This is a genomic window from Halomonas sp. IOP_14, from assembly GCF_021021315.1.
In the GTDB taxonomy this organism is placed as follows: domain Bacteria; phylum Pseudomonadota; class Gammaproteobacteria; order Pseudomonadales; family Halomonadaceae; genus Vreelandella; species Vreelandella titanicae.
In genome coordinates this window covers 69,834-90,712 of sequence record NZ_JAINWD010000008.1, presented here as the reverse complement: position 1 = coordinate 90,712, position 20,879 = coordinate 69,834, and the positions used below count along the sequence as shown (strand labels likewise).

At 54.3% G+C, this 20,879-nt stretch carries 20 protein-coding genes; 14 read left to right on the top strand and 6 right to left on the bottom strand.

Annotated elements, in window-relative coordinates; genetic code table 11:
* The first annotated feature begins 12 nt into the window (after window positions 1–12).
* The gene (gene purU / locus K7H09_RS08615) at window positions 13–879 is read left to right on the top strand and encodes a formyltetrahydrofolate deformylase (protein WP_022521486.1); all 867 of its coding nucleotides are present in this window, start codon (window positions 13–15) and stop codon (window positions 877–879) included.
* A gap of 281 nt (window positions 880–1,160) precedes the next feature.
* The gene (locus K7H09_RS08610) at window positions 1,161–2,543 is read left to right on the top strand and encodes an L-serine ammonia-lyase (protein WP_230804413.1); all 1,383 of its coding nucleotides are present in this window, start codon (window positions 1,161–1,163) and stop codon (window positions 2,541–2,543) included.
* Between the two features lie 91 nt (window positions 2,544–2,634).
* Here K7H09_RS08610 and K7H09_RS08605 read toward each other — a convergent pair whose 3' ends face one another.
* From K7H09_RS08605 to mapR, 4 genes are all read right to left on the bottom strand, one after another.
* Window positions 2,635–2,757: a DUF2474 family protein gene (locus K7H09_RS08605; protein ID WP_082116842.1), complete on the bottom strand. Its 123-nt coding sequence runs from the start codon at window positions 2,755–2,757 to the stop codon at window positions 2,635–2,637.
* 33 nt (window positions 2,758–2,790) lie between these two features.
* Complete coding sequence (cydB, locus tag K7H09_RS08600; RefSeq protein ID WP_141440500.1) at window positions 2,791–3,798, bottom strand: cytochrome d ubiquinol oxidase subunit II; 1,008 nt, start codon at window positions 3,796–3,798, stop codon at window positions 2,791–2,793.
* 19 nt (window positions 3,799–3,817) lie between these two features.
* Window positions 3,818–5,224, bottom strand: coding sequence for a cytochrome ubiquinol oxidase subunit I (locus K7H09_RS08595; RefSeq protein ID WP_141440501.1), 1,407 nt, complete (start codon window positions 5,222–5,224; stop codon window positions 3,818–3,820).
* A 169-nt stretch (window positions 5,225–5,393) separates the two neighbouring features.
* Window positions 5,394–6,803 carry a GntR family transcriptional regulator MpaR gene (gene mapR, locus K7H09_RS08590; protein ID WP_141440502.1) on the bottom strand — a complete coding sequence of 470 codons (1,410 nt, stop codon included), beginning with the start codon at window positions 6,801–6,803 and terminating at the stop codon, window positions 5,394–5,396.
* 345 nt (window positions 6,804–7,148) lie between these two features.
* On the opposite strand from mapR, the gene ccoG reads away from it, so the two are divergent.
* Both ccoG and K7H09_RS08580 read left to right on the top strand, forming a co-directional pair.
* Complete coding sequence (ccoG, locus tag K7H09_RS08585) at window positions 7,149–8,597, top strand: cytochrome c oxidase accessory protein CcoG (RefSeq protein ID WP_141440503.1); 1,449 nt, start codon at window positions 7,149–7,151, stop codon at window positions 8,595–8,597.
* Between the two features lie 171 nt (window positions 8,598–8,768).
* Window positions 8,769–9,413, top strand: a complete 645-nt coding sequence (locus tag K7H09_RS08580) for a hypothetical protein (RefSeq protein ID WP_167522525.1) — start codon at window positions 8,769–8,771, stop codon at window positions 9,411–9,413.
* On the opposite strand, the gene K7H09_RS08575 is transcribed toward K7H09_RS08580, so the two are convergent.
* Window positions 9,410–10,456: a zinc ABC transporter substrate-binding protein gene (locus K7H09_RS08575; protein WP_230804411.1), complete on the bottom strand. Its 1,047-nt coding sequence runs from the start codon at window positions 10,454–10,456 to the stop codon at window positions 9,410–9,412. The genes K7H09_RS08580 and K7H09_RS08575 overlap by 4 nt on opposite strands.
* A 118-nt stretch (window positions 10,457–10,574) precedes the next feature.
* Here K7H09_RS08575 and K7H09_RS08570 point away from each other — a divergent pair, with 118 nt between their 5' ends.
* The 6 genes from K7H09_RS08570 (at window position 10,575) to folE2 (ending at window position 15,501) form a co-directional block, all read left to right on the top strand.
* The gene (locus K7H09_RS08570; RefSeq protein ID WP_230804404.1) at window positions 10,575–11,318 is read left to right on the top strand and encodes a metal ABC transporter ATP-binding protein; all 744 of its coding nucleotides are present in this window, start codon (window positions 10,575–10,577) and stop codon (window positions 11,316–11,318) included.
* The gene (locus K7H09_RS08565; RefSeq protein ID WP_141440507.1) at window positions 11,308–12,141 is read left to right on the top strand and encodes a metal ABC transporter permease; all 834 of its coding nucleotides are present in this window, start codon (window positions 11,308–11,310) and stop codon (window positions 12,139–12,141) included. Before K7H09_RS08570 ends, K7H09_RS08565 begins: the two co-directional genes overlap by 11 nt.
* A 73-nt stretch (window positions 12,142–12,214) precedes the next feature.
* The gene (locus K7H09_RS08560; RefSeq protein ID WP_230804401.1) at window positions 12,215–12,877 is read left to right on the top strand and encodes a DUF1826 domain-containing protein; all 663 of its coding nucleotides are present in this window, start codon (window positions 12,215–12,217) and stop codon (window positions 12,875–12,877) included.
* A gap of 123 nt (window positions 12,878–13,000) precedes the next feature.
* On the top strand, window positions 13,001–13,480 hold the full coding sequence (gene dksA / locus K7H09_RS08555; RefSeq protein WP_141440508.1) for an RNA polymerase-binding protein DksA: 480 nt from the start codon (window positions 13,001–13,003) through the stop codon (window positions 13,478–13,480).
* 6 nt (window positions 13,481–13,486) lie between these two features.
* On the top strand, window positions 13,487–14,602 hold the full coding sequence (locus K7H09_RS08550) for a CobW family GTP-binding protein (RefSeq protein ID WP_141440509.1): 1,116 nt from the start codon (window positions 13,487–13,489) through the stop codon (window positions 14,600–14,602).
* A complete protein-coding gene (gene folE2 / locus K7H09_RS08545; RefSeq protein ID WP_141440510.1) occupies window positions 14,599–15,501 on the top strand; it encodes a GTP cyclohydrolase FolE2 in 903 nt (300 codons plus the stop codon). The genes K7H09_RS08550 and folE2 overlap by 4 nt, the downstream gene beginning before the upstream one ends.
* Before the next feature lie 26 nt (window positions 15,502–15,527).
* On the opposite strand, the gene K7H09_RS08540 is transcribed toward folE2, so the two are convergent.
* Entirely contained in the window at window positions 15,528–16,415 is an 888-nt protein-coding gene (locus K7H09_RS08540; RefSeq protein ID WP_141440511.1) for a LysR substrate-binding domain-containing protein, read from the bottom strand.
* A gap of 176 nt (window positions 16,416–16,591) precedes the next feature.
* Between K7H09_RS08540 and K7H09_RS08535 the strand changes: the two genes are divergently transcribed.
* The 4 genes from K7H09_RS08535 to K7H09_RS08520 all read left to right on the top strand — a co-directional run bounded on the left by K7H09_RS08535 (window position 16,592) and on the right by K7H09_RS08520 (window position 20,783).
* Window positions 16,592–17,392 carry a citryl-CoA lyase gene (locus K7H09_RS08535; protein ID WP_141440512.1) on the top strand — a complete coding sequence of 267 codons (801 nt, stop codon included), beginning with the start codon at window positions 16,592–16,594 and terminating at the stop codon, window positions 17,390–17,392.
* A 23-nt stretch (window positions 17,393–17,415) separates the two neighbouring features.
* Window positions 17,416–18,558: a CaiB/BaiF CoA transferase family protein gene (locus K7H09_RS08530; RefSeq protein WP_141440513.1), complete on the top strand. Its 1,143-nt coding sequence runs from the start codon at window positions 17,416–17,418 to the stop codon at window positions 18,556–18,558.
* A 93-nt stretch (window positions 18,559–18,651) separates the two neighbouring features.
* Window positions 18,652–19,593, top strand: a complete 942-nt coding sequence (locus K7H09_RS08525; RefSeq protein WP_141440514.1) for a dioxygenase family protein — start codon at window positions 18,652–18,654, stop codon at window positions 19,591–19,593.
* An 80-nt stretch (window positions 19,594–19,673) separates the two neighbouring features.
* The gene (locus K7H09_RS08520) at window positions 19,674–20,783 is read left to right on the top strand and encodes a C4-dicarboxylate TRAP transporter substrate-binding protein (protein ID WP_141440515.1); all 1,110 of its coding nucleotides are present in this window, start codon (window positions 19,674–19,676) and stop codon (window positions 20,781–20,783) included.
* Window positions 20,784–20,879 lie beyond the last annotated feature (96 nt).

Genomic DNA, 20,879 nt, shown 5'->3' with positions numbered 1-20,879 from the left:
GAAGCATGCACTATGAGCCGAATGAGCGATACCTGGATACTGGCCGCCCAATGCCCTAGTCGCTTGGGAACGGTGGACGTCGTCACCCGCTTTCTAAAAGAGCAGCAGTGCTACATCACTGAACTCAACTCTTTCGATGATCGGCTCGGCGGGCGCTTTTTCATTCGCGCCGAGTTTCGCCCAGAGCAAGATGAGTTTCATGAAGAGCGCTTTCACACCGATTTTTCAGCGCGGGCAAGCGAATTCGATATGCAGTTCGAGTTGACGGCGCCGGGCAAACGCACCGGCACCGTGATTATGGTCTCCAAGGCCGATCACTGCTTGAATGATCTGCTCTACCGTTATCGGACAGGGCAGCTTCCGCTGGATATCAAAGCGGTGATTTCCAATCATCCTGATCTGGAGCCATTGGCAGCATGGCACGATTTGCCCTACCACTACCTGCCGATCACGCCCGAGACGAAATTGCAGCAGGAGGCCCAGGTACGCGAAATCATCGCGGATACCGACGCTGAATTGGTGGTGCTAGCAAGGTATATGCAAGTGCTTTCCCCCTCTATGTGTGAACTATTAGCCGGACGGGCGATCAATATTCACCACTCGCTCCTGCCCGGTTTTAAAGGCGCCAAGCCTTATCATCAGGCATATGAGAAAGGGGTTAAGCTGGTCGGCGCAACGGCGCACTACATTAATAATGACCTTGATGAAGGGCCGATTATTGCCCAAGGTGTCGAGCCTGTGGATCACACCCACTACCCGGAGGATCTGGTTGCCAAGGGGCGTGATATCGAGTGCCTCACCCTGGCTAGAGCGATTAGCTATCACTTAGAACGCCGCGTGTTCTTTTATTCAGGGCGCACAGTCGTTTTTGGCAACTAGTTTTTTGGTAACCAATGCTTTTGCCTAATGCTGTTGTTAATAAACGAAAACAGTTTGAGCGTGCTTTTATAACTGGGTTGCTGTCGTTGCTAAGCTTTTGCCAGAGCGATACGTAACCCTTTGTTATTTTTGATAAAACGTGCCTAAAGGTATCATTTTATAAATATAAAAATATCATCAATAAAAGATAGATTAGTTTTATTTATCATCACGTCAATAACTTATTGAAATTGTCAGGCACCGCCTGATTTTCCCCTGTTTATACGTCAAGAGGTGCTCCAATGCCTATCAGTGTTTTCGACCTTTTTAAGATTGGAGTAGGCCCCTCCAGTTCCCATACCGTCGGGCCCATGCAGGCGGCTTTTAAGTATGTCACAACCCTGCGCGAAAACAGCCAGCTCGATGAGGTAGGGCATCTTGAAGTCCATCTTTATGGCTCGTTATCTGCCACGGGTATCGGACATGCCACCGATAACGCAATTATTATGGGATTGATGGGTGAACGCCCTAGCACAATAGATCCCTCGATTATTGAGCCAGCCATTCAGGCGCTTAAAGAGAGTCAGTCATTACAGCTTGGTCGACAAAAAGAAGTGAAGTTTGTTTGGGAGAGTGACCTCTATTTTCATGAAGAGAGCTTGCCTCATCACCCTAATGCCATGAAGCTGGCGGCTTTTACGCATCAGGGCGACTTGGTGTATGAAAATACCTATTACTCAGTGGGCGGCGGCTTCGTGGTTGAACAGGCCCAGGTGGATATGCCGCTGGACGATTTGGGTGGCGTTACCATTCCTTACAACTTCGATACGGCAGATGAGCTCTTGGCGCTATGTAAAAAAGAGCAGCTAAGTGTCAGCCGGCTGATGCTGGAAAATGAGAAAGTATGGCGGACGGAGGAGGAGGTCAGAAACGAACTGTGGCGTATCTGGCAAGTGATGTGTGAATGCATCGACAATGGATTAACCCACGAAGGGGTACTGCCGGGGGGGTTAAACGTTAAGCGCAGGGCTAAGCTGCTTCACCAGCATCTTCAAGCGGCAGAGCAGAATGATTGCCTGATCGCCTCAACGTTTTCAGCGATGGAGTGGGTGAATATTTTTGCCCTCGCCGTTAACGAAGAGAATGCCGCAGGGGGGCGCATGGTCACGGCGCCCACCAACGGCGCCGCAGGCATCATCCCCGCCGTCTTGCACTACTATATGAAGTTTCAGCCCAATGCCTGTGAGAAAAACGTGGTGGATTTTTTGCTGGCGGCAGGCGCCATTGGCATTCTGTGTAAGAAAAATGCTTCGATCTCCGGCGCCGAAGTAGGCTGCCAAGGGGAGGTCGGATCGGCTTGTGCCATGGCAGCAGCTGGCTTGGCTGATGTGATGGGGGGAACGCCCGAACAAGTCGAGCATGCGGCCGAAATCGGCTTGGAGCACAATTTAGGATTAACCTGTGACCCTGTGGGTGGGTTAGTTCAGATTCCCTGTATCGAGCGCAATGCCATCGCAACGGTAAAGGCGATCAATGCCGCTCAGATGGCATTACGCGGCGATGGCACTCACTTTATATCGTTAGATAAAGTGATTCGTACCATGCGGGATACCGGCAGGGACATGCTGGATAAGTACAAAGAGACATCCAAAGGTGGATTAGCGGTAAATGCCATTGAGTGCTAAACAGCGTCGGCTGAAGTAGATGTAAATGCTGGATCCTTGCTGAGAAAGGGTTCAGCATTCTCTTTTTGAGCTATGGGTGCAAAAGAGGTCGTTAGCTGGTCAATCCCGCCATTCCCATCACAAACTTAAGTCCCAATGAAATCAGCAAGAGAACACCCACACTCGAAAGCCAGATGGTGACTAACCAGCCCAGGCGCTTGGCGAGAGGCTTCATTGTCTTACTCCTCAATACACAGGGGATAGGGGGTTAATGATAAGCGTCGCCAGGTTTTACCTTGCCGCGAAAGACGTAGTAACTCCAGGCGGTGTACATCAAGATAATCGGCAGAATAAACAGCGTGCCTACTAAGGCAAAGCCTTGGCTTTGGGCGGGGGCGGCGACCTGCCAGATAGACGCATCGGGCGGTATAATCGTTGGCCACAGGCTAATGCCCAGACCGCTGTAGCCTAAAAATACCAGCGCCAAGACCAACACAAAGGGCAGGGCGGTGTCTTGAAAGGTGATAGCACGCCATAGCCACCAACCTACCAGCATGACTAACAGCGGTACCGGTAAAAACCACAGCAGGTTGGGTAGCGAAAACCAGCGGGCGGCAATATTCGGGTAAGCCAGCGGTGTCCATACACTGACCAGGGCGATCATCACCAGCAGCCCGAGCATCAACGGTTTGGTGATCCGATACATCCGCTGTTGCAGGGCGCCTTCGGTTTTCATAATCAGCCAGGTGCTGCCCAGTAGCGCATAGGCAAACAGCAGGCCGATGCCGCAAAACAGCGAAAAAGGCGTGAGCCAGTCCAACGCGCCACCGCTGAAGTGAACGCCATCGAAGGCGATACCCTGAATATAGCCACCCAAGGCAACCCCTTGTGCAACGGTCGCCAGCAGCGAGCCGCCAATAAAGGCTTTGTCCCACACATGGCGCCGCTCGGGGGATGCTTTGAAGCGAAACTCAAAGGCGACGCCACGAAAGATCAGCCCCAACAGCATCACGATCAGCGGAATTGCCAGCGCTTCCAGAACCACCGCATAGGCGAGGGGGAAGGCGGCGAATAGCCCCGCACCGCCAAGCACCAGCCAGGTTTCGTTGCCGTCCCACACCGGGGCAACCGTATTCATCATAATGTCGCGCTCCGGCTCGTCATGCACGCGCAGAAAAAGCAGGCCAATACCTAAGTCAAAACCATCCATGACTACATACATCATCAAACCAAACAGGATGATAATGGCCCAGGTGAGCGATAGATCGATTCCCATAATGCACCCCTCATATCTATTAGTGAGTCGTCTGCGTTTCGTTAGCCGCCGAGAGAGGCCGGGCGGGTGTGCGGTGATGGCCTGGGCCACCTAAGGCGGGCGCAGAGGGATCGCCAAGGCCTTTATTCACCAGGTGCATCATGTAAATAACACCGGTACCGAAGACGGCCAGATAAACCACCACAAAGGCGGTTAAGCTAATGCTGAGGTGGACGGCGCTGTGCGCTGAAGCCGCATCGGCGGTTCTTAATAACCCATAAACCACCCAGGGCTGGCGGCCCACTTCGGTGGTAAACCAGCCCGCCAGCAGTGCCACTAGCCCTGCTGGCCCCATGCATAACGTGAAGAGTAGAAAGCGGCGAGACTCAAATAGCCGCCTTTTGACGCGCAGAGTATTGCCCACGATGGCAAGCACAATCATCAACACCCCCAGCCCCACCATCAGTCGGAAGCTCCAGAACACGATGGTCGAGTTGGGGCGATCTTCTGGGGCGAACTCCTTAAGCGCGGGAATTTGTTCGGTCAGGCTGTGCTGTAATAGCAAGCTGCCCAGCACGGGGATTTCCAACTTGAAACGGGTCTCTTCACCCGCCATATCGGGCCAGCCGAACAGAATGAGCGGAGTGGGTTCGCCGCTGCTGTTATCCCAATGCCCTTCGATGGCGGCAATCTTGGCGGGCTGGTGCTCCAGGGTGTTGAGGCCGTGCAAGTCACCCACCACGGCCTGCAGTGGAGCAGTGATCGCCAGCATGAGCAGTGCCATGGAGAGCATGGTGCGCGCTTCAGGGGACGGTCTACCTTTTAGCAACAGCCAGGCAGCAGAGGCCGCGACAAACAGCGCCGTGCTTAAAAAAGCTGCTAGCGCCATATGGGCCAGGCGGTATGGGAAAGACGGATTGAAGACAATCTTCATCCAATCAACGGGGATCACCACACCGTTGACGATGTCGTGGCCTTGCGGGGTTTGCATCCAGCTATTGGAAGAGAGAATCCAAAACATCGACACGAGGGTGCCGAGTGCGACCATGCAAGTCGCAAAAAAGTGCAGGCCTCGGCCGACCCGCTCCCAGCCAAAGAGCATGACGCCCAGAAAACCGGCTTCCAAAAAGAAGGCCGTGAGCACTTCGTAGGTGAGCAGAGGCCCCGTGACGCTGCCCGCAAAGGCGGAAAAGCCGCTCCAGTGAGTACCGAACTGGTACGCCATCACAATGCCCGAGACCACGCCCATGGCAAAATTGACGGCAAATATTTTTGACCAGAAGTGGTAAAGGTGACGATAGGTATCCCGCTGGGTCTTTAACCATAGCCCTTCCAACACGGCCAGGTAGCTGGCTAAACCGATGGTGATGGCGGGAAAAATAATATGAAAGGAGATGGTAAAGGCAAACTGCACCCTGGCCAGATCAATGGCCTCAATTCCGAGCATGGCGCTTCCTCCGATGACAGCCACTTGTGCGCTTTAACGCTTTTGCGGGCTGGTATAGCCGCTGTGTGGCTTCATCGGAATAGTTTAGCGATTGCTGTGCTGCATAACAGGCTCAGTTTTTAACTAAAAAACCGGATCAGTCGAAAGGAGATGGCGTTTGGAATACCCGCTAAAAGAGGCTTAATAACCTGCCTAGTGTTTCCATGCCGCGCTCACTGCTAGGTGTCCAGGGGTGGCCGTAACTCAGGCGCACGCAGTGTCGAAACTGCTGGGTCGCGGAAAAGATCGGGCCCGGCGCTAAGCTAACGCCATGGTCGAGCGCCGTATTGAATAGCCGCAGCGAATCTACCTGCTCGGGAAACTCCACCCATAAAAAGTAGCCGCCCGCAGGACGGGTGATGCGAGTATTGGCAGGAAAGTAGCGATCCGCCGCTGCCAGCATGTTGCCTTGTTGGGCTTCCAGAGCATGGCGGAGCTTACGCAAATGACGGTCATAACCGCCATGCTGCAAATAGTCAGCGATGGCCGCCTGAGCGGGCACGGAAGGCGAGATCGTCGTCATTAGTTTTAGCCGCGAGATGGCCTGAGCATAGCGACCGCCCGCTACCCAGCCCACCCGGTAGCCCGGCGCTAAGCACTTTGAGAAAGAGCTGCAGTGGATGACCAGACCCTCATCATCGAAGGCTTTTACGGGCACGGGCGGCGTGCTGCCAAAATACAGCTCGGCATACACATCATCCTCTAGCATCGGCACTTGGTGCTGTTTTAGCAGCTGATAAAGCGCTTGTTTGCGCCCTTTACTCAGGCTGGCGCCGATTGGGTTTTGCAGATGGCTCATAAACCAGCAGGCTTTGATCGGAAGCGTCCCTAGTCGCTCTGCCAGTACCTCCAGGTCGATACCCTCCCGTGGGTGAACGGGTATCTCCACCGCGCGCAGTTTCAAGCGCTCCAACACTTGCAGGCTGGCATAAAACGCTGGGGACTCGATCGCCACCAGGTCGCCTGGCTCGGTAACGCACTGCAGGGCTAGATTAAGGCCCTCCATCGCGCCGTTGGTAATCACCAGCTCTTCCATCGGCAGTTGAATGCCGCCCAGCATGTAGCGCAGGGCAATCTGCCGACACAGATCGGTATGCCCGGTGGTCATGTCAGCCACCACCTGTTGGGGCGAAAGCGCCCGTAACCCCCGCGTCATACTGATACTCAAGCGCGAAAGCGGAAACAGCTCAGGACTGGGAAAGGCCGATCCAAAGGGCACCGTTCGGTCATCTTGAAGCGAGCCAAGCACCGAGAACACCAACTCGCTGACTTCTACCTCTGCTGGGTCGGTGGGCTGCAGCGTTACACGCGGTTCGTCCAGCAGGCGCCGGGCGTGTTCACGCACAAAATACCCCGAGCGTGCCCTTGCAGTGATAAGCCCACGGTTCTCAAGTAAATAGTAAGCCTGGAACACCGTAGAAGGGCTAATGCCGTGATGGCGGCTAGCCTGGCGCACCGAGGGGATTCGTTCCCCTGGGCCAAGCACACCTTGGCGAATCAGCGTCGCTATCTCATCGGCAAACTGTTCGTAGCGTTTCATGGGATAAACCGTCGGTGTATTGATTAAAACGCCCGAATGCTCCATCACAGTGTTAGCTGGCACAGCGCGGATCTCTGCTTATAGAAAGCACCACTGTGCCGCATGTGCGAAGCGTAAAACAGACTCAAATATAGTAATAAACAGCATATCAGAAAGCAGCGGTGTGAGAGGCTAGTGCTAACTGATACGCCTTATTTCTCTAAAACTGCATCTGTTTGTGCCATCCCTGTATGAGCATAGTAGCGGCTAACTTAAAAGTCGCGCCTTCTAACAAATGCTTAATCATCTACCCCGCGACGCCCCTCGACCGCATAAACCTCCATTCTTTCTTTTTTGGGTATCGGTATGACGCAACGCATTCCACTGCAAGACATGACTAACGAGGCGGCGGTTGAACACCATACGCCTCCGTCTAAGTCGCCCAATTCTCAGTCTCCCAGTAGCAAGCCACCGAAGCTCGGACATATTTATGTGCGAGAAATAAGCGGTTTTTTTCAGCGTATCCGGCGCTTTTCTAACTGGCTGTTGATGGCGCTCTATTTCGGCTTGCCGTGGATCAATTGGGGTGATCGGCCGCTGGTGTGGTTTGACCTCTCTGCCCAAGAGTTCCACCTGTTTGCGGCGACGTTTTATCCACAGGACTTTATCTTGCTCACCTGGATTCTGGTGCTGTGCGCTTTTGGGTTGTTTTTGATCACGGTAGTGGCTGGGCGAGTGTGGTGTGGCTACAGTTGCCCGCAAAGCGTGTGGACGTTTCTGTTTATCTGGTTCGAGCATCGCCTGGAGGGGCCGCGGCACCGGCGCATTCGGCGTGATAAAGCGACAGGTAGACTGGATACGCTATGGCGCAAAACCGCCAAACATGCGGCTTGGCTGCTGATTGCGTTGGCAACGGGAATAGCCTTCGTTGGTTACTTCACGCCGATAAGAGCGTTAATAGTGGATATGTTTACTCTGGATATGCACCCTTTGGCTCTGTTCTGGATCGGTTTCTTTACCCTGTTTACCTACTTGAATGCTGGTTGGCTCCGCCATCAGGTATGCCTGCATATGTGTCCCTATGCGCGCTTTCAGTCAGCGATGTTCGATGCTAATACGCTGATTGTTTCCTACGACGCTGCCCGTGGTGAGCCGCGCCGTCACCATTCTCAAAAGGGTGTTGAGGCAACTCGAATCGGCGACTGTATCGACTGTGAACTCTGCGTTCAGGTATGCCCCACCGGTATCGATATTCGCGATGGGCTGCAATACGAGTGTATTGGCTGCGCGGCGTGTATCGATGCCTGCGACAGCGTTATGGCGCGGATCGATAAACCGCTTGGCCTGATTCGTTACACCACCGAGCGTGCTCTGGAAGGTAAAACGACCCGTTTCTGGCGCCCCCAGCTGTTGGCTTATACGGCGGCGTTATTCTCCATGGTGGTACTGTTAGTCGGTTTCTTGAACGCCCGGGTGCCCATGGATGTAGAGATTGCCCGCGACCGTCAGGCATTGTTTGAAAGCACGGCAGAGGGTCGCATTATCAATTACTACAACGTGACGCTGCGCAATCAAGATGGCCAAACCCATCATTACGCGGTATCAGCCGCGGGGTTGCCAGGGCTTCGTCTGCAGGGAGTGGATACCTTAGAGGTGGCGGCGTTTGAAACACGCAGCCTGCGTCTAGCACTCACCGCCGATGCGGATGACCTAACGCAGCCTAGCCATCCTATCGAACTGCACTTTATCGCCTTAGATGACCCTTCAATAACGAAGGTCAGTGAAACACGTTTCCTGGGGCCTTCAGGGGAGTAGTGGGTACGGATAGCTGATTTTTGCGATCCGTAGTCTGATCCGGCTTTTTTGAGGCTTTCTGAGCCTGTACTTGTCAGCTGTGCGCAGGCATAGTCTTTAAGTTAGTTTGAACGCTAACAAAGCTGTTTTTCGCCTAGCAGGTTCGGTTTTGTTTAGGAGGTGTCTGTTAATATGTTGATATACATTGTCTTTTTTATGATTTTTGTGGGTGTGACCGTTGCTTTATATCAGGTATACGAAATTCATTACAATATAAACGTCGGCAATGATAAGAAGTTGTCGAAGGCCGATAAAAGCCGCTTAAAAACGCTTTCTGACCAAGCTAAAACCGCTCAACAAAACCATGCATGGGGAGATTTCGATCAAGTGGCGGCCAATGCCTTGGGCCCTGAGTTCAATCGGGATATCGCCTTGGCAGTGTTTTCTGAAGAGGAGGCAGGCAGCTATGCAATCCCTTTACTGCGGCGTAAAAACAGATTGAGTTTTAACGGCGTTAGAGAAGGTGCAGAGCGACAGCGCATAGAAGTACGCCACTTGCCGTTTTGGAAAACAACGCTGCCACATATCAATATACGAGCAGCGTTGATTACCCTGGTGATTGTTAATTGTTTTCTGGTTCAGCTATTAGCGGCCATGACTGTCTACACGATTAGCTATCCGATATCGACTCCTTTTCTGGCCTGGCTTAACGACCCCCTGATCATCATGCTGGTTATTTATGCCTTTATCTTTATGTCGCTGCTTGTTTCAAAGTTTGATAGGTATATGCACGACCTTTATCAACTTGGAAAGCTGTTTAAGAAAAAAGCTGTTTAGGCATCGGTGCAGCGCGCAATCTCATTAGCCAGTTGTTCCAGTAGCGCATCGTAAAGGCCAGCATCCAGCGTCAGACCCACGCCCAAGGGATCCATGACGCCGATATAAGCCGACGTATCTCCAAACACGTTATTGACCATCTGCGGATTGAACTGGGGTTCACTGAAAACGCACTGGATATTTTCGTCATTCACCAGCGTTTGCAGTTCCTCAATACGAGCCGGGCTGGGTGACGATGCGTCGCCGATGGAAATAGCCCCGGCCGCTTGGACGTTAAAGGCCTCCTCGAAATACTGGTAAGCATCATGGAAAACAATAAAGCGTGTGTTGGCTAAACGATCCTGAATATGTTCCTGAAGGCTGGTTAAGTCCTCTTTCCCCTGGGCGGCGTTTTCGCGATAGTACGCTGCGTTATCAGGGTCGATCTCACTTAACTGCTCGGCGATGGCATCGAGCCAACGGCGGGCATTGACAGGATCCAGCCAGGCATGGGGGTTCATGCCGGTATGGCTGTGATTATGACCGTGGTGGTCATGATCGTGCCCACTTTCGTCATGGCTGTCTTCATGATGGTGGTGTTCATGATCGCCATGATCATGCTCATGATGGTCGTGGTCGTGGTCGTGGTCGTGGTCATGATCATGGTGCCCGTGACCGTGTTCATCCCCATCGTTGAGCGCAAAGGTCGCGCCTTCGCGGTATTCCAATGTGGTGATGCCAGGCACATCCATTAGCTCAAGGTGGTGTGCATCACCCGCTAGGTTGTCAATGGGGCCTGATAGCCAGGGCGTCAGCGCGTCGCTTACCCATACCACCAGATCTGCATCATCGAGGGATTGTGCTTCGGAAGGCCGTAGCGAATAACCATGCGGCGAGGCACCGGGCTGAATAAACAGCTCAGGATCGCCGCGCTCCCCCATCACCTTGGCGACCAGCGAATACACGGGTGGAATATCCACCGCCACACGCGGCGCGTCTGCGGCGGCAACCAGCGGGAAAGCAGCTAATAGCGGCCAAGACAAACGAGCTAAACGGTTATTCATTAAGGTTGTCCTCATCATCAAATATGACCTTTCTCGGTTCGACCATCGGCATCGACGTTCGCCTATGCTTGTATCATATGTTATAACATAACAAATGCAAAAAAGACGACCTTCGATTATGCGGCTTGCTCAGTTCCCTGATAGCGATGCGATTCTGAACGTTCGCCACTTGAACGTGCGCTTTGGCGGGCAGCATATCCTTGAGAATATCAGTCTCGATTTATATCGCGAGCAGGTGGTGACCCTGATTGGCCCCAATGGCTCGGGGAAATCCACGCTGGTGAAAACGCTGATCGGGGCGGTAAGGCCCACGTCGGGCCAGGTGACTATCGCCCCGCAGCAGCGTATCGGTTATGTGCCCCAGCGGCTTCACCTGGATCCTACCCTGCCCATGACGGTTAAGCGCTTTATCAACTTACCGCGTCGCCATCCCCATCGCAGTGTACAAAAAGCGCTGGAAGATGCTGGTGCCGAGGCTTTGATCAATGCGGCGATGAGCCAGCTATCGGGCGGCCAGTTTCAGCGCGTGCTGCTGGCCCGGGCGCTGCTGACAAGGCCTGACATTCTGATTCTTGATGAGGCGACACAAGGGCTCGACCACCGAGGCACCGCAGAATTCTACCAGCATATCGAAACCGTGCGCCGCACCTATGGCTGCGCCGTGTTGATGGTCAGCCACGACCTCCACGTCGTTATGCGTACCGCTGACCACGTGCTGTGCCTAAATCGCGTTATCTGTTGTGAGGGCAAGCCTGAGCAAGTGGCCTCATCGCCGGACTATCAGGCGCTGTTTGGTGATCAGACCGCCCAAACCTTAGCCCTCTATCGCCACCATCATCAGGAGGCAGCCAATGTTGGATGATTTTATGTGGCGGGCGATGATTGCCGGTGTTTTGGTGGCCATGGCCGCCGCCCCGCTGGGGTGTTTCGTGGTGTGGCGGCGCATGGCCTACTTCGGCGATGCGACCGCCCACGCCGCCATTCTGGGCGTGGCGTTAGCGCTGTTATTGGACGTCTCCATCTTCTTAGGCGTACTGACGGTCGCCCTGGTGATGGCAAGCTGTGTGTCGATGCTCAGTGGGCGGGGCTATGCCATGGATACCTTGCTCGGGGTCATGGCGCACTCGGCCCTGGCCATCGGCCTGGTCGCCGTGTCGTTTCTTGCCGGGGTGCGCATCGACCTGAGTGCCTATCTGTTTGGCGATATTCTGGCCGTTGGGAAAACGGATATCTGGATTATCGGCGGCGGAGTGGCGCTGGTGCTGACGCTGCTTTTCTGGCGCTGGTCATCGTTATTGACCGCCACGTTGAGCGACGAGCTTGCTTATGCCAGCGGTATCCAGCCCCGGCGCGAACAGCTGGTGCTCACCCTGGCACTCGCGGTGGTCGTCGCCGTGGCGCTGAAAGTAGTGGGCGTGCTGCTGATAGCGGCCTTGTTGATCATCCCGGCGGCCACCGCCCGGCCTTTTTGCCGCACGCCAGAAGCTATGGCGATTCTGGCCGCAGGGATCGCCATGCTGGCGGTGACGGCAGGGCTGAGAACCGCTTATGTGATGGATACGCCGACCGGCCCGACGATTGTCACGCTAGCCGCTGTGCTGTTCACCCTGGCCACGGTCGTGACCCAAAGCTGGCGCTTGTTGCGTCAGCGTCTCCAGCCTGCGTCCTGTCATTCAGGTAAATAGCGCGATGGAAGCAGTGGCAACCTCTTTTGCCGTATACCCCGTTAGTTCATTAACATCGCTTATGGAGTCATTTATGTCTTCGCTTATGTCTGCAGTACCTGCCGCTCAATTGGCGTTGCCAGACCATGCCGCCAGGGATCACGACATCAGCGTGTTGCCGCGTATCTTTGAAGACGCCATTAACATCGCGATCTTCCAGCGCCCGTTGCCCGCCGATATTGCCTGTAGCGCCCAGGCGCAGTGCCAAACGGATCGTGCCTGGCAATATAGCTGGCTTGGTCACCCCGATGAAGCCTTCATCGCCGACCTGCGCCGTCACATGCCCGCCCCGGACGCGGCTTCCCCGCTGGTTGAGGATATGGCGACGATTGCCGAAGCCATCGCCTTTCTGTTTGACACCCAAACCGTCGGCATTCGCCTGCGCCTGCTCACTAGCGCCATGTGCCCGCGCTTTCACTGCGATAATCTCCCCGTGCGCATGGTGACTACCTATGTCGGCCCGGGCAGCGAATGGCTGCCCGAGCACGCCATTAACCGCGAGGGCCTGGGCGCGCCGCATCCCGAGCGACCCGATATCGCAACCGATACCAGCGCTATTCAACGCCTTTCGCCGGGGGACATAGCGTTAATCAAAGGAAGCGGCTGGGTAGGCTGCGAAGAGCGGAGCCTGGTGCATAGAAGCCCTGCGCTGGAAAACGGTAGCAAACGACTACTCATGACCATTGAGCCTGCTTAATAGCCGCTATCTCAGCAGCTATCTCGACCACTGGGAACGATCACCGACGAGTGCGGTTATGTCTTGATCAGGTCAATATCGCGAGAACAATGAATGGGTAACCAAAGTATGAATGTGCAACATATGAGTAACCAAAGTACGGATGAAAAGGCGGTCAACGTTGACTGGGAGAATGAGTCATCTGAAAAAGCATGGGAAGCCAAGCTATTAGCCATGCCCAACAGTGACTATATGAACGATGAACAGCTGCAGTTCTTTCGTCATCTCCTACTCGCCGAGCGAAGTGAACTTGAGGTGCACTTAAAAGAGATCAAGACCGCAATTGCCTCCCATGAGCGAGATAGCGATGAAGCGGATCAAGCCTCGTTTGAAGAGGAGTTGCGTCTAGCTCTTCGCCAAGCCGATCGGGAAAGCCGCTTGCTTAGCAACATTGAGGCGGCATTAAAAAGAATTGAGAACGGCGAGTACGGTTACTGCGAAGAGACCGGCGAACCTATCGGGCTCCCAAGGCTGTTTTTTAGGCCCACAGCGAAACTATGCATTGAGGCCAAAGAGCGTCAGGAGAGTAAAGAACACCACTATCGTAAAGCCAGGTGGGAGTGAGCCGTTATGCGGGAGCCACCATTAATCCCTATCAATGTACTGACCGGTTTCCTCGGCAGTGGAAAAACCACGCTACTCAACCGTTGGGTACACCAAACCTCCATGGCCAATACCCTGATGGTGATTAACGAGTTTGGCGCCATCGGGTTGGATCATCAATTGATTACCCAAAGCGATGAGCAGGCGGTGATCGAAATGAGCAGCGGATGCTTGTGCTGCACGCTACGGGGCGACCTTAGTCGCACGCTACAACAAGCATTGGAAGATCTGGAGGCCCAAGACAAAGCCCTACCGTCTCGGGTAGTGATCGAGACCACCGGGCTGGCGTCGCCTACCTCGCTGCTGCAACTATTGATGACGGATCACTGGCTGGCGCACCGCTTTAAGCTGGATAGTGTGGTTTGCTGCGTCGATGCGGCGAACGGCATGGGGACTCTTGATGCACACCGGGAGTCGCAGCAGCAGGTGGCGGTGGCCGAAAAGCTATTAATCACCAAAACTGACCTGGCCAGCGAGGAGACGGTTTCCCAGTTGGCTAATCGACTGGCTCGACTCAACCCAGCGGCTGAGCAGTGGCAGGTAATCAACGGCGAACTTTCGGCGGACTTGTTAGTGGGGGCAGGGCTGGCCCGCCATGCCCCTTATGCCGGCACGGACAACGACGCTCACAAGGACTCCCAGGAGTATCAGGTCGAGAAGTGGCTCAAAGCCGGCAGTTACGCCGTGCATCAAGCCGCTCCTTTAACGCCCAGGCTGCTCACCGGCGCGCCGCTCGGTTCTTATCAGCCCGAAGGCTCCCCCCACAGCGACAACATTAAATCGTTCTGCTTTATTGTTAACGAGCTTATTGAGCCTGAGGTGCTGGAGAATTGGCTGGATATTTTGATGTCGCTAATGGGCGATAAAATGCTGCGCATTAAAGCCATTGTTCATCTTACTGACCGGGATACGCCACTCGCACTGCACGGTGTGCAACATATTTTTCATCCATCCGCGCCGCTGCCCAAGAACAGCGTGGGAGACCGTGTATCTCGCTTTGTATTTATTACCCAAAACGTGACGCCGGAAACAGTGGCTGAGTTGTACCGCTTTTTTCACGCATCCCAAGAGGTAGCCCAATGACTGTTTTAACCCTGCCTGATGTAGCCAGCCAAACCGCCCGCTCTCCGGCCGCTTTGACCTGGGTGGGCATGGAGGGCATCGCACTCCCCATCCGTCTAGGCAGCCGCAGTGTGACGGCCAAACTCAATGCAGGGGTTAGCCTGGAGGACGCTGATGCACGGGGAATTCATATGTCCCGGCTGTATTTGGCGCTGGCACCGCTTGAAGAAGCACCGCTGACACTTCCAGTGGTTAAGGGCGTATTGAATGCATTTTTAACCAGCCAAGATGGCTTATCGCAGCATGCTTATCTAAGCATCGAAGGCGAGTTTCCGCTTAAGCGGCAAGCCTTGATCAGCCCTTTAGCCGGGTGGAAAAGTTACCCCTTCACCTTGCGCTGCCAATTAACGCCCGCTGGCTTTCAGGCTGAACTCGACCTTACAGTGGGGTATTCGTCCACCTGCCCCTGCTCGGCGGCGCTGGCAAGGCAGCTGATTCAGCAGGCCTTTGAGGAAGATTTTGCGGAAATCCCGTTAACCAAATCTGCGGTATCTGCGTGGCTAGGTAGCGAAGAAGGGATACTCGCAACGCCCCATAGTCAGCGCAGCAGTGTCGAATGCAGTTTGCGTTTATCTGAAAGCGAAAACGGAGAATTGCCCCTCGCGGATTCGATAGAAGATTCGATTGACCGTATCGAGCGAGCACTCGGTACCGCGCTGCAAACCGCGGTAAAACGTATCGATGAACAGGCCTTTGCCCTCGCCAATGGACAAAACCTGATGTTCTGTGAAGACGCGGCAAGGCGGCTGGATAAAGCACTACGGCAAGCGCCGGAGGTGTCAGGGTTTCAACTCAAGGTTGTGCATGCTGAAAGCCTGCATGCCCATGATGCGGTGGCGCGCAGTGAGTGGAATTGGTGAGCTAATAAAGAAACCTGGAGCTAATTTTACGCGCTTCCTTGTCTAACAACGTCGCGAATTATTTCAGCCATAAAGCGGCTAGCAGCGGGACGCTCAGACTGCGGCGGCCATAACAAACCGGGGGTACGCACTGGCGTTGGGCTTTCGAGCGGAATTGCCTTAACGCCTGGTTCGTTTGCTAAGGCATTTTCTGACACGATACTGCACAGATCCGTGCGCCTGACGAGCTCAATCATAGGTGAGATAGCGTTAAGCTCGGCAACAATTTGGGGTCGAGCTCCAGCCGCTTCGAAACACTCGTCCAGCATTTGACGCGTTGAGAAATGCGGCGACAATAACGTCATGCGTTGGCCATTGAGCTCGACCATGCGCAGCCTCTTACGCTTTGCAAGCGGGTGATTGCTAGCCACAATAAGTTTGAGCTCCTCATTGTAAAGCGGTTCAAAGCGTAAACCACGGGGTATTGCCGGACGATAGGAAATACCCATGTCTAAATCGCCACTCATTAAACGCTCACTGATTTGATCTCCAGCGAGCTCTTCCACAGCCACTTTTAAATTTGGCAGCCGTTGTAAAAATATTGAGAGGCACAGCGGGATAAGCTGAACATTAAAGCTATGGGTCGCCGCAATATGCAGTTCTCCATATAAATCATCCGGTGTTGCCTTCATTGCCCCAATGGCTTGATCAACCTGCCTAAGAATGGGTACTACGTGCTCAAGTAAGCTCCGTCCAGCTTCGGTGAGTATCACTTTTTTGCCCACTCGTTCAAATAGCCGCTGGCCTAACTCCTCTTCTAATTGGCGAATTTGATGCGATAGCGTCGATTGGGTGACGTGTACGCGCTGGGCGGCGCGGGTGAAGTTAAGCGTTTCAACAATGGCAACAAAGTAGCGCATATGGCGCAGTTCCATGGCATGACCTCCCTGAAAAATGGCTATTACGATCGATGTCATCGATTGTTTTTATGTTAATTAATCATTTCTATTCATTATTTATCGCTTCTATATTCATTGTCAGCAAGTAATTTTCCCGATGAGTGTGACCGTCACCCTGACGTTCTCCTCTCTCCTGACTAGCGGAGCGGCATATGAAGATAGGGCGCGAAACAATACCAAAAACAGCCATCAGCACGTCGGATGCCGACGCTATCGTGGTGAGAGGCAAGGATCTTTGCCAGGATCTGATTGGGCAAACCTCCTTCTCCGACTACTTTTTGCTGCTACTTACCGGTCAACCTGCCAATGAGACCCGCCGCAGGGTGTTGGACGCCACTCTGGTAGCCATTGCTGAGCACGGTTTAGTACCTAGCGTGCAGGCATCGCGTATGACCTACGCTGCTGCCCCTGAAGCCCTGCAAGGTGCAGTGGCGGCAGGCATCTTAGGGTGTGGCTCGGTCATCTTGGGGGCGTCTCAAAACGCCGGGGTGTTATTTGATGATATTGCCCGTCAGGTCGATGAAGGCAAGTCCGTCAAGCAGGCCGCTTTTGATGCAGTTACGGCCATGCGTCATGAGCGCAAGCCGATTCCAGGGTACGGCCATCCGTTGCACAAAGCGCGTGACCCGCGCGTCGAAGCGCTGTTCAGGGTTGCACGTGAAGCCGGTGCCGATCTGCGCTTCGTGGAAATTGCCGATGCGGTTGAAGCCGTCATTCCCGAGATCATTGGTAAAGACCTGAAACTCAATGTGTCTGCCGCCATCCCCGCGGTATTGCTTGGTGCAGGGTTCCCGTTAAATGCGCTGAGGGGCATACCAATTCTGGCGCGTACGGCCAGCCTGATCGCACACATGCTTGAAGAGTCCGAACAGCCTTGCGGATTTGCTCTCTCTTACCAAGCCACACAGCACCTGGAATACACCGGCGACTTTCCGCCCGGTTACAAGCGTTAAGTCAGCGATCAGAGGCAACGACAATGATAAAGGTTTTGGAAGGTATTACGGTGATCGAGCAGGGCACCTTCATCACGGGCCCGGCAGCTGGCATGATGCTGGCCGACCTGGGCGCTAACGTGATTAAGGTGGAGCTGCCGGGTAAAGGCGATCCGTTCCGCGCCTTCAAGGGCGGACTTTATAGCCCGCATTATCAAACCTATAACCGCAACAAACGCAGCATTGCGCTGAATACTAAAGAAGCCAATGATCGAGCGATCTTTCATGACTTGATCAGCGATGCTGACGTATACATTCAAAACTTCCGCCCTGGTACGGCGGAGCGCTTGGGGGCGGGCGAGGAAGAGCTTCGTGCTATCAACCCCCAGCTGATTTATTGCGCTATAAGCGGCTTTGGCAACGACGGTCCATACGCTAATCGTCCCAGCTATGACACGGTCGCTCAAGCCGCAAGCGGCTTTCTTAAGCTATTGATCAATCCGGAAAACCCGCGTGTGGTAGGCCCGGCCATGGCCGACGCTCTGTCAGGTTTTTATGCTGCCTACGGCATTTTAGGCGCGCTTTACGAGCGTAGCCATACCGGTAAAGGGCGTCGTGTGGATGTGTCGATGATGGAAGCCATGTGCCACTTCAATCTGGACGCCTTCACGCATTATCTCTCGGAAGGCGAAATCATGGGCCCCTACAGTCGGCCGCAGGTATCTCAGTCATACGTGATGGAATGCGCTGATGGGCACTGGGTGGCGCTACATATGTCGTCCCCAGAAAAGTTCTGGCAGGGACTGGCGAATGCTATCGACTACCCGGAACTACTTCAGGATGCACGGTTCTCGACCCGTGAAGGCCGCATCGATAATCAGGAAGCCATGATTGGCGTGCTGCGTAAGGTGTTCGTCCGAGAGCCTCGCACGTACTGGCTAGCGCGACTTGAGGCTGAAGACGTGCCGCATGCGCCGATGTACGACGCCAGCGAGGTACTGGAAGACCCACAGGCCAAGCATTTGCAGCTACGGATCAGCACTCAGCATCCGCAAGTCGGCAAGTGGGAAACGGTGCGTTCACCTGTGTCTTTCGATGGCGTTAAGCCACTAGAGGTGAGCGCACCACCGATATTGAACGAGCATCATGATGAGATCATTGAGGAGTTGAAGCAGCGCCAGCGCTGAATGATCCCAATTGTACGATGCAAGACATCATTAATAACAAGTAATAACGGGTGGCGTGTCCGGTGGACACAATACTCCCTAGGAGCGTGAATCATGTTTGAGTTGCCCCGAAAGGAAGATATCGTCAATCACGGCATCCCCTCAACGCCGGACGATATTACCGATATTGTGATCAAGGCGTTCAGCCATACTCAGGATGATCGCTTGAGGGAAATACTCACCGGTCTGGTCAAGCATCTACATGCCTTTGGTCGTGAAGTAAAACTGAGCGAGGAGGAGTTTACCGCGGCGATCAATGCCGTGACGCAGTTAGGTCATCTAACCAAGGATCGCCATAACGAGACCATGGTGATGTCGGATGCCCTGGGCTTCTCCACGCTAGTCATGATCATGAACCAGGATCGCACCGACGAGCAAATTTCGCCGGCCTTGCTGGGCCCGTTTTATACGCGCAAAGATCCGGAATATCCGCCGGGAACCAACATTGCCCGTAACGAACCCTATGACGGTGATATTCCGCTATTCGTCTCCGGACAGGTCAAGAGCCGCGCAGGTCAGCCGTTGGCTAATGCGCTGGTGGAAGTGTGGCAGGCGTCACCCGAAGGGCTGTACGAAAACCAGGATGAACGCCAGCCGCACATGAACTTGCGCGGCAAGTTTCGTACCGATGAAAACGGTCGCTACCGATTCCGTACGCTGCGGCCTGCCAGCTATCCCATCCCGACCCATGGTTTGGTCGGTGACATGCTGCGAGCACAGGGGCGCCACCCGTTCCGTGCTGCGCATATACATTTCTGTATTTCCGCACCGGGCCACCAGACGCTAGTTACCCAGATTTTTCCGCATGATGACCTGTTCATCGAATCTGACTGTGTGTTTGGGGTAACCAGTGCCGACTTGGCCATGGAGTTCCCTCTGTATAACGATGGTAATGCGCCCGACCCTGACGTCACCGGGGAGTACAGCACCGTCGCTATCGATTTTGATCTCTCGCCAGGGGAGTCACGCTTGCCTGAATCACCTATTGGTTCCTGAAGCAACGCCATGTTGGGTCGACAACATGGACACAAAACCAAATAGATTTACAACAATAACGCTAATTTACGAGCCATCACATGAAAATAAACAATGGTATTGCCAAGCCTCGCCCAATAATGACATTAACCGCGCTAGCCTTAGCCGTGACTGTCGCTCCTTCGCCCGCGAACGCCCAGGAAGTGATAAACCTGACGGTTGGCTCAAGCCATCCCACGACAATTCCCTGGGTTGGCATGATCCCTGATGTGTTCATCACCACCGTCAATGAGATTCTAGCTGAAGAAGGTGAGTACGAAATCAACTGGACAGAAGCCTATGCTGGCCAGCTTTACGGCGCCAACGCGACTCTCACATCTGTCCGGGACGGTATTGCCGATATTGGCTGGGTGTTCAGCTACCTTGAACCATCGCGTATGCCGCTGGCGCAAATGAGTGCCTACACGCCCTTCACCACCAGTGACCCTGAACTGATGCTCGACGTCTGGAACGATATGATTCGCAATGTTCCTGAGTTCAAGGCCGAATGGGAGGAGCATGACCTGGTATTCCTGGGCGCAACGGCCTCCGATAGTTACGACATTTACTCGGATTTTCCAGTGGATACGCTTGAGGATCTGGACGGTGCGCGGCTCTCTGCGCCCGGCGTGCTGGGGGTATGGCTGGATCCAGTAGGCGCCGTTCCGGTCGATGGCACTCTCGCTAGCTACTACACCGATATTCAGACCGGGGTATCCCAGGGTGTTGTCGGCCTGGCGACCGGCAACCTGCCAGCGCGTATCTACGAGGTCGCGCCCTACATTACCCAAGTCAACATGGGGGTGGTCTTCTCCGGCGGGTTAGCCATCAACCAGTGGAGTTGGGATGGTTTGCCTGAGCCCGTGCAGGAGGCCCTGATGACGGCCGGTGAAACCTACTCCGAAGCCCATGGCAAGGATCTCGCTGAACGCTATGAAACGTCAATTGAGCGCATGATCGAGCTAGGCGAGAGCCAGAATCCGCCGGTTCAGGTCAGCCAACTGTCTGAAGAAGACCGACAGGCCTGGATCGATGGCATGCCGGATCTCGCCCGCCAGTGGGTGGAGCGCAATGAAGAGCGCGGTTATCCAGCACAGGCACTGTTGAATAGCTACATGAATGCCATGCGCGAGCGCGGCCACGAGCCGGAGCGTGCCTGGGATCAGGAGTGATCTGATCGCCTGACTGACCTATATCCAGCTTTTGATTCCCCTCAGCGTTACGATTCTGTCCGCCACTTGGCGGACAGGACTCCAGGAGTAGCGGGC